Genomic DNA, 16316 nt, shown 5'->3' with positions numbered 1-16316 from the left:
TTTGGAGAGGATACAACTAATATTCAGATAAGAGTGTAAATCTAAGAAAATCGAAGAATTTATTAGGTTTTGTCCAAAACGAAGGGGTTAATCCGCAATTACTTTTGAACAGTTTTCTACAGAGTTAAGATACTCTTCATCTATTTTATAGGGTGCAATTCCAAACTTTCCAACTACCTTTATACCTAAATAAGACATAACTTTATACAGGTAATTATATGTTAAATCAAGTCCATTTCCACCGGATGTTGCTACTGCAATGCCTGGCTTTCCTGCTAATCTTAGCAAATGGCACCAATATCCTAACCTATCAAGAAACACCTTCATATCACCGCTTATATGGTGTACATAAACTGGACTTGCTAATATTATTATATCAGCACTCAATATTTTGTCCTTAATTATTTTCATGTCATCTTCATTATCCATATAGCATATGCCATTCACAAAGCAATTAAGACACCCCCTACAAAATTTAATATTAAGGTCTGCTGCTGTATAAATATTTACTTTAACTTCATAGTCTCCCACTAGTTTGAGAGCATTATTAATTGCACTTTTTACATACTGGAAAGTTTTTGAACTACCTTCCATCCTGCTACCCACATACGCAAATATTTCCTTCATTATTATCAAAACCTTTCATTAATAAAAATCTAACAAATGTCTGTCTTCCTAAATTTTATATATCCTAAAATGCTTACTGAACAGAAAATTATTATACTTATGATTATCATTAATATATTACTTAAATCCATACCTACAGAATTATTAATAGTTGACATGTACCCCCATGGGTATAGTATGCTATAGTCAGAACTGCTAATAAAAAAAGATGGAATTAAAAAACAAAACCCTAAACCTAGTGGTACAGTGACACTTTCATAATTGATACTCAAATAAAATTGTATTCCAATGATACCTAAGGAAACCAAAAAAATTTTTATCATTCTTAACATTACTAAACCCACACTGCTTATCATTATGCTATTTTGAAGAAAAGCAGCTCCAACAAGAACTATAAAAAAACTAAATAAACTCAATGCAACTAGTAGAACTCCTACTATTAGCTTACTGAAGTATACTTGCTTTTTAGTTACAGGAAGAGTAAGAACTTCCTTTATTCCCCCATTAATCCTCTCTTCTCTCATATTTATAAGAAATATCAAAATAATAATAGTAGGTAAAATTATCATTGTATATCCTTGTATACTAAAATCATATATGGCCTCAACAGCATTTACTTTATCATCTATTTCTCTTAGCTTAGATGCAACTGAAATACCATTAAATAAAGGTCCAAGAGTAATTATTATCATAATAGCAACAAATTGGCTGCCTTTTAATTTGATATATTCAGCTCTTAAAATATTAAACATCATAAACATTCCTTCCATCACTTGTTGTACTACCTATATTTCTAGTTAGACGTGTTACTGTATATCTCTATTATTAAATTCACAAATGGATAACCCTAAAATTATAATTCCTGAAATAGTTCCTCCAAGTACAGCTATTAGGGGATTAAACTTTCCAAATCCACTGGCAAATTGAGGATAAGCGTATGGAAAAAAGTATGAAACTTGTCTAAATTCATGTGGTAGAATTAGGCCAAACACAAATCCAAATACGCCTACTATGTAGGGTATCATGGGATTTTTATATAACGAGCTAATCCAATTACTAATAGCAATAATCCCCATAACACTACAGCATTGAGCTAATAAGTATTTAATATATGAGAAAAGAGGAAATGGGTTAGTCACATGATTATATATTCCTACTACTATTAACCCAAGGATATTTAAAACAATGACAATAAATACAAATGTGAATATCACCATAAATTTAGCTATAAAAACCTTGCTTCTACTAACCGGAAAACATACTTGTGCATTAAATGAATTTCCTTTAAATTCAATCTGATAAATAGTAATAGAAATAATCATAATTATTATTGCTATTAAGCTTGGCCACAATGCTGGTCCGCTGTTTTGCCCGATCAACACAATCCATCCATTAACTGATTGTGATCTGCAAAGCTCATTTAAAGATTTGAATTGGAGTATAATTAAAAAATGTACAAGAATGGCAGTAATAAAGGGTACTAGAATTATAAATTTCCATATAAAATTCTTTTTAACCTTTAGAAAATCTATTTTTAATAGCTCCATTAACATCAATACTATCCTCCGTATTTATAATATTTATGAATATTTCCTCTAATGTTTCCTTATACCTACTTATATGGTGTACATCTATTCCACTAATAACAAGATTTCTGTTAACTTTAGATGCGTCTTCTACCTTTTTAGCTATAATCATATCCCCATCTACCTCTGCATCATACCCTAAATTTATAATTTCATTGTGCGCACGCTCTATAGGGTTAGCTATTATTTTAGTACACTCCTTTCCTATGTCCATTAAATCTCCCAATGTACCCTGGTAGCATAATACCCCTTTGTTAACAATTCCAACATGGGTAGCAATTTGTTCAATTTCGCTTAAAATATGACTCGATACGAGTACAGTCATTCCTGTTTTATCTGGCAATCCTTTTATCATTTCCCTTATCTCAATAATTCCAAGAGGATCAAGACCATTTGTTGGCTCATCTAAAATTAGTACTTTGGGCTGTCCAATAATAGCTTTTGCTATCCCTAATCTTTGCTTCATTCCTAAAGAAAAATTTTTCACAAGTTTTTTTTCACAATCAGACAACCCTACAATCTTTAATGCCTCATTTATATGTTCTTTCGTTAATCCTAATATACTTCTTACAATATCCAGATTATCGTAAGCAGATAAATTTCCATAATACGATGGGGACTCAACAAGAGCTCCAACTTCTCTCAATATCTCTACCCTATTATTCTTAATTGACTTTCCTAGAATGCTTACTTCACCTTGGTTCATCTTAATTAATCCAAGTAGCATTCGAATTGTTGTGGACTTTCCTGCACCATTAGGTCCTAAAAAGCCATAAATACAGCCTTTAGGAACTTTCAAATTTAAATTTTTTACAACTTCTGATTCCTTATACTTCTTGCTTAGATTCTTAGTTTCTATTATATATTCCATATTTTAAATACCATCTCCCATTTTGTGTTTACATAGATATTTAAACTCTTCATATAGGGGTCTAACTTCAACTATTAATTATACCTTCTTCACGAGTGTATAAATTGAGTTTTCATAAATGAATTCTATAAAGTTATTTAAAATAATATGTAACACTTAACTTCAAATGTAGCCAAGTGTTACATATTCATATATTACACAACAATAAGCTTCTATTTCACTGTTTTAGTTATCTATATAAGTAGATTAGCATCCAAACCATCCACCTGAACCATAACTGATCCAGTTACATATTCTTTGACACTCTCTACTCCAACTGCAATCTGATCCTTGATTTCCTAATTTAGCACTGTCATATCCACCTGATACGCTTATTGTAAAGTCCTGTTCAGTTACTTCAGTTAAAAGATCTCCTGCTGGATTAATTTCATTAACTGAGTATTTAGTTCTTAAAACTGGATTTTTCAACATTTCAATATTTTTCATTATTAACGCCCCCCACATACATCTTTTTTTAAGCTTATTGTTTATTGTAACCACTTATTTTAATAATTCCATTATCTTCATCGCAATACCTTTATGTTGCTACTGCAACACTTTCTTCCTCTATATGATAGTTGTATAACTCGCTGTACTTACCATTAAGTTTAATCAACTCTTCATGTGTTCCTTGCTCAACAATTTCCCCCTTATCCATGACAAAAATTTTGTCTGAATTAATTATTGTTGATAATCTGTGTGCAATTATTATTCTTGTGCACTCATTATTCTCAAAATACTTAGATATTTTATATTCATTAATTGCATCTAATGAACTTGTGGCTTCATCCATTATAATGATTTTGGGGTTGTGTACGATAGCTCTTGCTAACGCCATTCTTTGCCTCTGCCCCCCTGATAAATTGCTTCCCATATTTGAAATTAACGTGTTGTATCCCATAGGCATGTCTTCAATTTCTTCATTAATTTGGCATATCTCGGCAGCTCTTTTAACCATATCGAAATCAACAAAATCTCTATTCATTTTAATGTTTTCATAAATATCTTTATTAAATATGATTATTTCTTGTGGAATAATTCCTATTTTTCTCCTAAGGTTTTTTAGACCAATATTCTTAATTGATTTTCCATCATAATAAATTTCGCCACTTTTAGGCATATATAGTCCAATCAGCATCTTGCCCAAAGTACTTTTTCCGGAGCCTGACTTACCTACAATAGCTATCTTCTGCCCACTTTCGATTTTCATATTTATGTTTTTAAGAACTTCTTGAGAATGTTTTGTAAATGAAAAGCTGACATTTTTTAGCTCTATATTTCCACCAACAGCAAGTTTATTATTATTCTCTATTTCTTGTTCAACGCTTTGATCAGTTATATCTTTAATTCTTTCAAGGTATTGAGACACTAGTGAGAAATCATTTATTGATACAAAAATACCAACAGCAATTGAGAAAAACATAGTAGCCATAGTATAAAAAGAAATCAAGGTTCCTAGTGTAATATCTCCGCTGGCATATACTCCTACCCCAATAAACATAATAGCGAAAGGAGCTATTGTCTTTATTAAAGTTGTAAGTGTAACATATATGTTTTGATATTTTTCTCTCATTTTAGTCTTAGCGATAGTTGAATCAAACTGATTACCCCATTTATTATAAATATCATCTTCTATACCTGATGATTTAATTATCTGAATTGAACTTAGCATTTCAATTTGCAGAGTTTGAAGTTTTGATGATTCTATTATTTCATAATGATTGTTTTCTAGAATTTTTTTATTAGCACCATACATAATTATTGCAGCGCCGACAGACAGTACTATTGCGGCCACAGCCAATACTATAGACTTAGAAAACATATAAGCTAAAATTATTAATATACTTCCACAGTCAATAAAAAAACTAATTAGCTTTTCGGAGTATAAATTTCGTATTATTCCCAAGCTTTCAATTCTAAAAATTATATCTCCTATTGATCTGTTTTCAAAAAACTTGTAAGGTAGCTTTAACAAATGCTTAAATATATCTTTGCACAAGGTATTGTAAATAAGAATTTTAAACTCAACTTGTTTTTTACCACTTGTAAATAATAACAAACCATATGTTATAAAAGCTGAAGTGATTATAAAATTTTTCTTCAAGCTGAATACATAACTAAAATCTTGTGTTGAAATACCATCAATGACACTTTGTATCATTATAGGAAAACATAGTGTAATCAGATAGGTCAATATTGAGTATAACAATATTTGAGACAGCAACTTTTTATCATTAAGCATAAGATACAAATAATGAAACCAAATACTACCTTTGGATTTCTCCGGCACAAACTTATCAGTAGGAGAGGCAACCAGAGAATAAGTTGTAAACTTTTCCTCTAATTCATCTAATCCTATTTTTCTTCTACCTATCGCTGGATCCACAATCACTGCGCTGTTACTATCTATTCTTTCAAGCACTACAAAATGTCTACCCTCCCAATGAATTATTGCGGGCATCTTAATAGTTTTTAATCCATCAATATTGCTTTTGTATGCCTTTGCTTCAAATCCCAGCCTATTCAATAAATTAATCAATTGCTTTAAGCTCAATCCATCTCTTCCTACATCTACATACTCCCTTAATTGGCTCAGTGACCTATTATCTTTATAATATTTTAGCAGCATGGCTACGCAACAAAAACCACATTCAGTTTGAATAAGTTGAGGCACATAAGGGACTTTTCTTACTTTGCCTTTCATAGCTATCACCTCACTATTTCTATTTTAGTTACACTTGCAATGATAAAATTGATGGAATGTTGTTATCGTAAAGTCTGAGTAGCTGATATCCCACTCCTGAAATACCTAGCATAAAATTAATTGTTTCTACTCTCAGCGGATTAGCACATTCTATACCATTTTTAATTATTTTTTCACATTCTGCATCTACAGTAAGGTATACTCTTTCTAATAATTCTAAATCTTTTGTTTTAATGGCAACTGATAAAAGACAATCAATATTTCCAAAGCTTCCATGACATAAGCTCTGATTCATATCAGAAGTAAATCCATACTCTAAAGTTTTACTCACCGCTAAATCTATATCTCGGTCTAAAAAACATTTATCATTTTCTTTTAAGTACTCTTTAGATATTGCCCTTGATAAGGCTATCCCAGCTGCACCATGGCACCAAAATACCGGATCAGCCTCATGATGGTTAGGTCTTAAATCTTTCCAATTTTTCTTTTCTTCACTATAATACTCATTTTCTTTTCTAACCAAATCCTTGCCTAAATTATAGTATTTCTCATTATTAAGATGCTGAGCTAACATAAATAAAGCTGTGCTAAACCCAGCATATCCATGTGAAAAGCCTGTTAAGTATCCATCTTTCTCCTCGGCAAGTTCAGAATATAGTTTCTCACCGCACTTTTCCATTAATTCTAGTAACATATCATCATTTTCTTTTTCATAAATATTTGAGCCCATTATACTTAAGCCTGCCACACCATCTATGACATCAATAACTTCACTTTTTGAAAAATCAAAATCTATTAATCTTTTTAGACATTCTTTATATCTATCGTAAAACAACTTATCTTTAGTTATCGTCCATAAGCTGTAATATGTGAATGTGAGTGACCCAATTCCTGTAAAAACTCCTTCAGATGTAATTTGTAATTCTATCTTGTTAAATAACTCATCAAAACCCAATATTGCACTTTCAACAATTTTCTTATATTTATTATCTCCAGTCAATCTGCTTAATTGTGATAAAAATAGTAATAATCCAGACCCTTCATATAATTTTACATTTAACGGCCCATATTTAATACATCCATCTGTCTGATAATTTAAAGCCATAAATGAGCATTTATCCTTATCTGAATTCCAAATAGCCATATCTGCTAGATACTCACCAATCTTCTTGGCTATTTGTATATACCTATCAGATTTGTTATGATGCTCTACCATATTGGAGAATATATCATTAGCATATTTTTCAGTATATTTATTAGAATTCTGAATACTTATCAGACTTGCTATTGAAGCCTTCATGTATAATATCTGCTTTTCTTTTTCCTTTTTATCTGCTAGTTGTATTTTTCCCACCACTGATTCGCATATAGTTCTTTGGTAATAATCTTTCAAACAAGTACCATCTGCGCTGTGTAAGTCATGAGTATCAAATTTAGCCCAGAAGTATGGAACATCATTTTTAAGCAGTTGATTTATTTCAGAATTAACTCTAGTCTTTCTTTCATCCGTTAACTGACCTTTGCCATATAAATAATTAAATACTTTGATTCTGCTTTCGAAATCATTTGTATATACAGGGTGAATAGCCGCATCAATAAACTTAACATAATTTGCTGTTGCTCTTAGAACCTGTCTATATTCACCAGAAAATACTTTACCATCCATTATTAATGATATTAATTTCTCTTTATTTTCAATGAAAAAATCATATCCATCACTAAGTCCTTTCTCTATATCAGGTATATATTCCTGAAGTTCCACTACCTTTCCATTATACTTAACTCTATTTTGCTTCTCTCCAATGCTGTCCTTTACTCTCTCATAGCCAATTTCATCTGTTCCTGTATTTAATATTCTTGTAAACTCTATGCTTTGAGCTTCATAACTTCCGCCATTTATTCCACTTAAGTCAACACTAAATTTGAACATCTCCAAATTTTGTGGAATCATCAATGAACCATATATTGATTGGTCAATTTCTTTGACAAAGGCCTCAGCCAAGCCGTATTCATGTACACTTAGTTCATTTTTACTATTACTTAATATAGTTTCTAAATCAATTGGAACTGGATATTCTCCATTCGCTATAATATTCTCATAATGAAAATCTTTCGACTTTATTATATTAAAAATCGATAAAAGCACCCCTATTCTGTAGAAATGGTCTTTTATTTGATTAATATTGTCACATTGCTTATGCTTAATAAATTCTTGCCATCCATATCTGCCCTTATTTATAGCCTTAGCCACTTTTAAAGGACATTTTAAATATCTTGAGTCATTTATGTAATTTACCAACTTTCCAAAAGACTCATCAGGAGCCATCGTATGAGGCTTGTACACTAATTTCTTTTTATAATTGAATTCTAGTATGATAACTGATTTCCCATCATTATGGGTGTCACCTTCATCTAGCCATATATTTTCTAAATTTTTTATATCTAAATCAAATGCATATTTTATTTCTTTATAATCACATGCAAATCTTTCAAAACATTCTTTAATTAAATTTAACTTAGTTTGAAGTTTATTTATGATAAGGAATGCCATCACGGGGTTCGCTTCAATAATCTCTAATTGCTTATTCCCAGTGAGTAGACTATTAAAATATTCATATCTTTCATATTTATTTTTTCCTATCAATTGATCTTTTTCCTTCATTTTATATAATTCAGAAATTAGTATTTTCTTGCTTATATCTATTAAATCGTTACGAAGAGACTGCAGACAGCTGAAAACAATCTTGTCCTCTTTCATACCAAAGTCTAAATTTTTCAAATCTGATAAAATACTTTTTAGATTTATCTCAAAATACCATAGATATTCCTTATAAAAGTTATCAAATATATTGGTCTTATCAAGTTTATCAGTTTGTAAGATCCCTTCTATTTGTGTTTCATTAAAATGTTCTAATATTTCTTTTACTTTAGCAATACAATCAACTTCCATCATATTTTATACTTCCCCTCTTAAAAAGCGTTATAATAGTATTAAGATTACTAAAATACAAACTTATCAGCTAAGATATTGTTGCAAAACTAAACTACTGCAATAATCTCATTTCCTTATAGAATTATCTACAATACCCTGTACATGCACCACTTTCAGTTGGACATGCAGCTACTGTAAGTATTGCGATACTAAGACCTATTGCTGCACATGCTATAGTAGTAAATGCACCTGCTACTCCTATGTCATTTGAGGCCTCTTCTAGTTCCTCTATAGACACAAAGCCAGTGCTTAAGTTGTAGTTATTTTGCATAATAAAATTCACCTCTCTTCTATTTACAATAGCTTGTACAGGCACCCGTTTCACAAACGGCCCTTGTAGCTATCCATATGACGGTTCCTGTAACAAATGTAATTGCACTTAATGCTATTCCACCTTGAGCTTCATTAGAAACTTCTTCAAGCTCTTCTACTGAAACAAAACCTGTTATATCATTATATTTTTTCATGATTTCCCCTCCATTCAAGTTAAAATCTTAATACTATTATAATAAGTTAATAAAACATGATTTTTAAAATCTCTGTTTAATTAACTTTAATTTTCTAATTGCAATATCCTGTACATGCACCAGTTTCACAAACTACTGCACTGGCAAGTTTAACTGTAAAAGCAGCTGTTGCTAAAACAGAAACCCAAGCAATTGCACCATTATCGACCTCTGTTACCTCTTCTAATTCTTGTACTGAAACAAATCCTGTAACCTTTTGATAATCTGCCATAAAATCCTCCCCCCCCTCTCTAATATTCAATAATCAACCTTTTATTTTTTATATATGAAATTTCATGCTACTAATATTTAGCTAAGCCTAAATATCTATAGCAGATTAAATTTGTAACAAGTTAAAATCACTATTCTAGCCATAGTATAGATGGTATGCTATCTGGTTTGTAAAATTTTAATAAGGAATATCCAAAACCAGCTAATCCAACCATTAAGCTGAAAGATTCAATACCTCTGTAGGATTGACCATTCCACCTTTTTGCAATTACTTTTTCAAATATATCATCAAACACATGCATGCATTCTTCTTGAAGTTTCTCATCCTTTAGAACCTTGGAAGCTATGTATAAAATCTCTAGATTGCCTAAATCACCATGGCATAAAGATGGGTTATTGCCAAAGCCATTATTCTTAGTTGTTTGTATAGCATGTTCAATTTCATCATCTAGTTTATTGTCATGGAATCCAAAAGATTTTAGTAAACACTTGCTTAGCAATATTCCTGGTGCTCCATGGCACCACCCAAATGCAACCTCTTCTTTTTCATTTGTCTTATACCAGTTTCTTACTTCTGGCACATATAATGCTCTTTCAAATTGAAGTGCTTCATCTATAACAAAATCTAGATTTTTAACATCCTGTAGCCAATTCTCATTAGCTAATTGTTTTAAGTATGCGACAACTCCGGCATTACCATGTGAGAACCCAGTAGATTTCATTATGTCTCCCCAAGTAATACCCCCAACATCGGCTTTATAACCATTTTTAATTAAATGCTTACAACACTTAGTCACAACTGACTTCATTATACTTTCAAATTGGGGATAAGCCTTCCTTCTGATCATTGGCAGTAATACAGCTATACAGCCTAAAGCACCACCCATAAGGTCATATTGCTTGTCCATGTAAATTATGTCATCAAGATATCTAACATATTTCCCAATGTATTCTATGTCACAGCTTCTTTTCCCGTATGTGATCAATTTATCAAGAGTATATATTGTTCCACTTAGTCCGTTAAAGGCTCCTATTGAGAAAGGATAGCTTTTAGGCGCTTTATCTATAAATACTCTTCTTGACTCAAGCGCCTGACTAGCGGCTTCTACATACTTATCTTGGCCAGTTGAGTACCCAAGGTATATTAAAAATAATGCCACTCCTGCATTTCCATTGTATAGGTCATCTCCTATAGGATTTAGAACTAAACAGCTTTCATTTCTACCTTTGAGAATAGCACTAATCCAAGTTCTATTGTTGGTTTCACTTTTGTCGAGTATGCTATCTTTCAGGATATAATCCCCCATCTGGACAGCTAATTCTATATACTTTTCTTTAGAAATATTACTACTTCCTAATTCGACATTGTTAAAATCTATAAAAGTCTTATCTTTTTCATAATCGCTTTCTTTTGTTTTAAACGCTACTTCAATAAACTTTATTTGACGAACTAAATCTTCATCTGAAAAACTCGCAATTCTTTTTTTAACTATATCTATAGGGCATTCTTCTATAAAATTTACATAAACCTCATTCCTGACATCATATACGTGTTTTGAATCTATTTTACAATTAAAACATGGAACTTCACCATTTAGAAGGCTTTTTAACTCTAGTCTAAGAATTTTAACTCTTTCTTCGCTTACATTACCACCTAATCTACTGAAGAAAACAATTCTATCTTCTTCATTTCTTAGCAAATCAGGATGATAGCTGGTATTAAGAAGCTGCGTATAATCTCTAGTAGGCCTTATAATTATTCTATTAGTATTACCAATAAAGGCATTATTCACTTTTCTAGAATAGTCCATTCTATTATCTAGAATTGTAGCATAGCAGGCTTTAAATCCTTGAATTATGCTATCTACAAAATTTTCTGACTTTTGTATTTCCCCATTTAGTTTCGGATTATTTTTATCTGGTTCAATATTTAAATGTTCTCTGCTAACCTCTATTCTATCTGTATATTCATTATTCACTACATAAGATTTATATGGGGATTTCTGTTCCATTGCTCCCCCAAGTCCGCTTATATCCATCTTTGCATCAGATACTGCTTCATTCATTATGTAAAATGGCAGTATGCCTATTGACTGAACTGAGTTCTCAATCACTTCATTAGCAACTTTTTCGGATTCGGTATACATTTCTTCAGAATGTATTTTTACATATGGGTGGAACAATGTTTCTAAATCAATTAGTACTGGGTCTTTTCCATCTGCAATAATATTCTCACTGTGAAAATCAACTGCATTTAGAGAGTGTAATATTGCGATATATTGTCCTATTTTTATATAAAACTCTTTGATTTCTTCCACTGAGTAGCATTCATTATTATCTACATACTCAACAAGTCCAAATTCTCTTCGCTCTATAATCTTAAGTTTTTTCATTGGGAGCACTGATCCTTTTGATTTAATTTCTATCCACTCTAAAATATTTTGAAATCCAATATCAAAGCCTAAGTTTCTAGGTTTGTATACTAATTTGAAGTTTTCAATAAAGTTAATAATTGCAACTGCTTTTCCAGAGATATGCTCATCGCCAGCACTTGTACTAATACTTTCTATAATTAACTTTTCTTTTTCTATATTATAGTGACGAGAAATTATTCCAACTTCACTCTTGATATTTGTCAACATCTCATAAATATATGCAAAATAGTCATTGGTTTTTTGCGCCATTATTTTTGACAATTCATAATATTCAAAATATAAACTAGAGCAATATTCCCTATTAGTTAACATTTTATAATGAAAGTACGAAAACCTTTCCTTCTCTGTATTCCCCTGTAGCTTCTCACTCATTCTAGCTATATTAATTTCGAGAATCAACGTTCTAGCTGCCATGCTAGCTAGCTGTCTTAGCAAATTGTAAATACATTGCTTCAGAAACATGTTTATATCATATAAGATGTCTAGACTATATATTGAATCAAACCATTTTCTTAAGCTTGTATTAATATATGGCTCGTAGAAAAAGAAAAACGGGATTGTATCTCTATATTCAGAAACGATCTCGTCTAACTTATAAAACTTTTCTTCATCTAAAATATGTAGAATATCTTTATAATCCCTATCAGGCTTTAGTACTCTATTAGCTAGGTCTATAATATCCTCTCCAGAAGCCTTAATACATAGCTCTCGTAGTTCCTGTTTACTACTTGCTTCTGGGACAATTTTTGTCCAAAAACTTATAATATCTTCAATAGTAATCTCCATTTTCTCACCTCATAAAATTAATTTGTCCATTTGATGAAGTCAAGTATTAATGACTGAATATCTTTTTTATAACTGTCATACCTCCTATTTTACCAATTAAATTTTTACACCCTGCGGCATAGACATACTTTAAAATACATCTAATATCTTATCCTTATTTAACTAAACTAATTACCACTGCAATTATTATTTATCAAACATCTTACTTCACTATATAGATATTATTACATTTTATTACATACATGCCAACATTTTTTTATTTTTTTTAGTTGCCTAACTTGTTTATGCTATTTTTATGCATTATTTTAACAAACAAAACAGTATTTACAAATAATTTAGTTTTATAATTCTATATATTTTTGACTCTATGCGAAGTTAATATTTAAGGTTTTTACAGTTAAACTTCAAATATACTTCCCAATTTAAATAATATGTATTTTAAAATTACATAAGTTGCATGTCAATTATTTTACCTTTTTCATAAGAACAAGCCCTATCATACTAGAGAGAATCCAAATTTCAAACTCCTGTATCAAACCTTTTTATCTGGCTATTATTAGAGGTATTATAAACCTTTTTAATGTTTTACTAATCTTTAATACTTAGTTCAAATTTAAATTATGTGAAACATTTTTTTTACTTAACTAAAGCAGGAATTACTACAAGTGTTGTCTATCAAGAACTCAACTGCATAATATTGCTATTACTACATCCCTCTCTACCAGTAACATATATTATCATGTTATTTGTGACAGTATTCATTAATACTTTTTTTACATTAGGCACAGTTAGCATGAGTTGTTTAGTGTCCAAACCTATATTTTTTAAGTTTTATACATCGCGGATTCTCATACTAAGTAAATCCATATGTCTACTAGGGCCGGCATTAGACCAGCACCATTCTTTCTTACTTCATTAATTAAGTCCTCTGTCAATTTGAACTTTTTAAGTTTGAGAGTGTAAACAAGCATGTGTCCCCCTTCAGATAGCTATAATTAAAATAGTTATCCAAAGGAGGACACATGATGCTTTTACATTTTTTAAAAGATGCTTGGAATAGAGATCTACAATCATTTAGTTAATAGGCTTTAAAGATGCTATAAAAGTTCTTTTCTCATATACCTAAACTCAACGCTGTATTGTTCACCAAATACAAAACTCAATAAAATATTTACCTTATAAAGACAAAAAAATTTTTGTGAAGATTTAAAATTAGTTTATACTGCACCAAATGAAGAGTGTGCATTGTTTGAGTTAGATAGCCTAGAGTCCAACCAGGGAGATAAGTATGCTATCTCAATAGCCTTATGGAGAAATAATTGAGAAGATCTATCAACATTTTTCAAGTATTCTGGAGAAATAAGAAAGAGGATTACACCACCAATGCTATTCCCTACAATAAGGGAGTAGCCCATTTTTCCAGCATTTTGTATATTCTCTCCATGTAAGTATATAACTAGGAGTATAACATATTTTGTTATACTCCTAGTTATATAAATTTAAAATCTATCTGAAGAATTCTTCTACTTTACATAACCCAATTACAATTCTAAATAGCTTTTATATATTTCCTCTATAGCCTTTTTCCAGGTGAAATTTTCCTCTATATAATCCTTTAATTTGCTAGTCTTTCTCTTCTCATAGCCTTTAATAATCGCTTCCTTTATACTATTTCCATCATAAGGATTGCAATATATGCCCATATCTTTAAAATACTCTCTTGAAGCGCCTTCTTCTGTAACCACAATATTGGTGCCGCTAGCTGCTGCTTTCAAAGAGGATAGGCTAGTTACCTCTGCAAAGCTGGGTAGTACATGAACCCTTGCGAACTTATAAGCATTATAAACATTATAGCTATCCATAAAACCTAAATACTTTACATTAGGATATTGTAAACATTTTCTTAAATAAGCTTTTTCAGCAACTGGTCCAATTAAAACTAAGGTTATTCCTAGTTCATGGCATAATTTAGTTAAAGTAAGCTGGTTTTTGGCAGCACATATTCTACCGACAGAAACCACATACTTATCTAAATTATATCTTTCTTTAAAATTATATAATGGTATATCTTCATATTCTAAATCAACTCCATTGTGAATCACCTTAAACTTATCACTCAATTGAAAATCCTTTAATAGAGCATCCTTTTCATAATTACTATTACAAATTATTAACTTGCTCCTATTTAGCAGTTCTTCTCTGTATATCTTACAATTATTCCACAGCTTTAATCTATCCATATCTTCAATATGAGTATAAAAATTACTCATATTAAAATAAAAAGGAGATACTACAAGCTTATTTTTATAATTAGTGGCTCCCTTAAAATGCTTGTAAGAATCAAAAATGCCCTTCACATCAAATAAATGGATAATATCATAACTGCTATAATCGTTATCATCATCACTGCAGGCTATATCCACTCCCACTCCTAAATCTTTTAAGTGTTTATATATCTTTAGCAGGATAGTTGTGTCTCCTGCAGTATTTTTCAGATAATCCCCTCTTGCACACAGTAATACCTTCATTCCATATCCCCCTAGTAATCATACCTTTAAAATATAACTATGCGGATTAGGTTTTAATTATACAAACAAATTCAAAATAAAATGCATAGAAAAATACCTAAGCAGGCATTTTTCTATGCATTTATTTTAAGAAGGGAATTTTTTCTTTGTTTTTCATGTAATATTTCAATATTTTTAACTTCAATTTCTTTTAGAAGTTCTTTTATTTTTCTATTTTTATCGCAAACTTCATCCCCTAGTCTTCTTTTTTCAGAAAACAACTTTTTGTTAACAGTTACATACTTTTCATTTTCTTGTTTTATTTTTTTGTTTTCTTCTTGAACTTCTTTAACTAGGGATTCCATTATGTCCATTTGCTCATCCATTTTTTTCAGTTCTTCCTTTGAAGAGTACTGTTGTAAGGTTTCTAAATTACACGCCTTTAACTTAAGCTCCTGATTTTCTAGTGAAGCTTGTTCTAAGGCTGCTTTCAGTTTTTCTATTTCAGATATAAGGCTTTTTTGCTCATTAACTAAAGCCTTGTAATTTTCATTAATTCTTTCATAGGCTTCTTTACTTTTAAAAGCTTCATCCCCAAGATTAAGTGCAGCAAGGATTGTTGCATCTGGGCGGCTTATTTTCGAATTATTTTCCATTAGAGTGGATATCTTCTTGTCCACATAACGAGCTACCATATGCAAATAGGCATCGTTTTCTTCTGCTTTCAGATTATACTCCATTCCATTTATCCTAACAGTAATAATGTTCACAAAAACACCCTCTTAAATATATAGTTATTTATATTTTAACATAGAAAGTGTTTTTGTTGAACAATATTATTACAAAATTCACTAGAATGTTAAATTTAATTCTCATAAATTCAGCTAATCATCATTAAAATTAATCATTAATATTTAAAGCTAGCTTATTTTTTCTTATAATTTAATATCCTTACATATAATTAATGGGCACTTGATGTTTCAAGTGCCCATTAAAATATTTCTAATGCTTATTAATTTATAGTTTTTGCTA

At 30.6% G+C, this 16316-nt stretch carries 14 protein-coding genes; all 14 read right to left on the bottom strand.

From position 1 onward, the window contains the following. Positions 1-87 precede the first annotated feature (87 nt). Positions 88-594 carry a flavodoxin family protein gene (locus J2Z44_RS08755; RefSeq protein WP_021281424.1) on the bottom strand — a complete coding sequence of 169 codons (507 nt, stop codon included), beginning with the start codon at positions 592-594 and terminating at the stop codon, positions 88-90. 62 nt (positions 595-656) lie between these two features. After that, complete coding sequence (locus J2Z44_RS08750) at positions 657-1382, bottom strand: ABC transporter permease (protein WP_209649500.1); 726 nt, start codon at positions 1380-1382, stop codon at positions 657-659. Between the two features lie 51 nt (positions 1383-1433). Beyond that, the gene (locus J2Z44_RS08745) at positions 1434-2180 is read right to left on the bottom strand and encodes an ABC transporter permease (protein WP_021281422.1); all 747 of its coding nucleotides are present in this window, start codon (positions 2178-2180) and stop codon (positions 1434-1436) included. Further along, positions 2140-3084: an ABC transporter ATP-binding protein gene (locus tag J2Z44_RS08740; RefSeq protein WP_021281421.1), complete on the bottom strand. Its 945-nt coding sequence runs from the start codon at positions 3082-3084 to the stop codon at positions 2140-2142. The genes J2Z44_RS08745 and J2Z44_RS08740 overlap by 41 nt, the downstream gene beginning before the upstream one ends. A gap of 246 nt (positions 3085-3330) precedes the next feature. Continuing rightward, positions 3331-3570 (bottom strand): plantaricin C family lantibiotic, encoded by a 240-nt coding sequence (locus J2Z44_RS08735; protein WP_021281420.1) that lies wholly within the window; start codon positions 3568-3570, stop codon positions 3331-3333. Between the two features lie 91 nt (positions 3571-3661). Continuing rightward, the gene (locus tag J2Z44_RS08730; RefSeq protein WP_209649499.1) at positions 3662-5827 is read right to left on the bottom strand and encodes a peptidase domain-containing ABC transporter; all 2166 of its coding nucleotides are present in this window, start codon (positions 5825-5827) and stop codon (positions 3662-3664) included. Between the two features lie 28 nt (positions 5828-5855). Further along, positions 5856-8780 carry a type 2 lanthipeptide synthetase LanM family protein gene (locus J2Z44_RS08725; protein ID WP_021281417.1) on the bottom strand — a complete coding sequence of 975 codons (2925 nt, stop codon included), beginning with the start codon at positions 8778-8780 and terminating at the stop codon, positions 5856-5858. Between the two features lie 121 nt (positions 8781-8901). Continuing rightward, positions 8902-9090 (bottom strand): hypothetical protein, encoded by a 189-nt coding sequence (locus J2Z44_RS08720; RefSeq protein WP_021281416.1) that lies wholly within the window; start codon positions 9088-9090, stop codon positions 8902-8904. Between the two features lie 19 nt (positions 9091-9109). Continuing rightward, positions 9110-9286 carry a hypothetical protein gene (locus J2Z44_RS08715; RefSeq protein ID WP_021281415.1) on the bottom strand — a complete coding sequence of 59 codons (177 nt, stop codon included), beginning with the start codon at positions 9284-9286 and terminating at the stop codon, positions 9110-9112. A 94-nt stretch (positions 9287-9380) separates the two neighbouring features. Further along, positions 9381-9557: a hypothetical protein gene (locus J2Z44_RS08710; RefSeq protein ID WP_021281414.1), complete on the bottom strand. Its 177-nt coding sequence runs from the start codon at positions 9555-9557 to the stop codon at positions 9381-9383. Positions 9558-9687: 130 nt separating this feature from the next. Continuing rightward, positions 9688-12777, bottom strand: coding sequence for a type 2 lanthipeptide synthetase LanM family protein (locus J2Z44_RS08705; protein WP_021281413.1), 3090 nt, complete (start codon positions 12775-12777; stop codon positions 9688-9690). A gap of 848 nt (positions 12778-13625) precedes the next feature. Continuing rightward, positions 13626-13748: a hypothetical protein gene (locus tag J2Z44_RS21810; RefSeq protein WP_021281412.1), complete on the bottom strand. Its 123-nt coding sequence runs from the start codon at positions 13746-13748 to the stop codon at positions 13626-13628. Between the two features lie 570 nt (positions 13749-14318). Further along, complete coding sequence (locus tag J2Z44_RS08700) at positions 14319-15305, bottom strand: glycosyltransferase (RefSeq protein WP_021281410.1); 987 nt, start codon at positions 15303-15305, stop codon at positions 14319-14321. A 113-nt stretch (positions 15306-15418) separates the two neighbouring features. Beyond that, the gene (locus tag J2Z44_RS08695; protein WP_021281409.1) at positions 15419-16054 is read right to left on the bottom strand and encodes a cell division protein ZapA; all 636 of its coding nucleotides are present in this window, start codon (positions 16052-16054) and stop codon (positions 15419-15421) included. Positions 16055-16316 lie beyond the last annotated feature (262 nt).

Origin of the sequence: Clostridium punense (assembly GCF_017874425.1) — a bacterium.
Classification (GTDB): Bacteria; Bacillota; Clostridia; order Clostridiales; family Clostridiaceae; genus Clostridium_J; species Clostridium_J punense.
The sequence above is the reverse complement of the archived record's forward strand: the minus strand, read 5'-3'. Positions and strand labels throughout refer to the sequence as shown.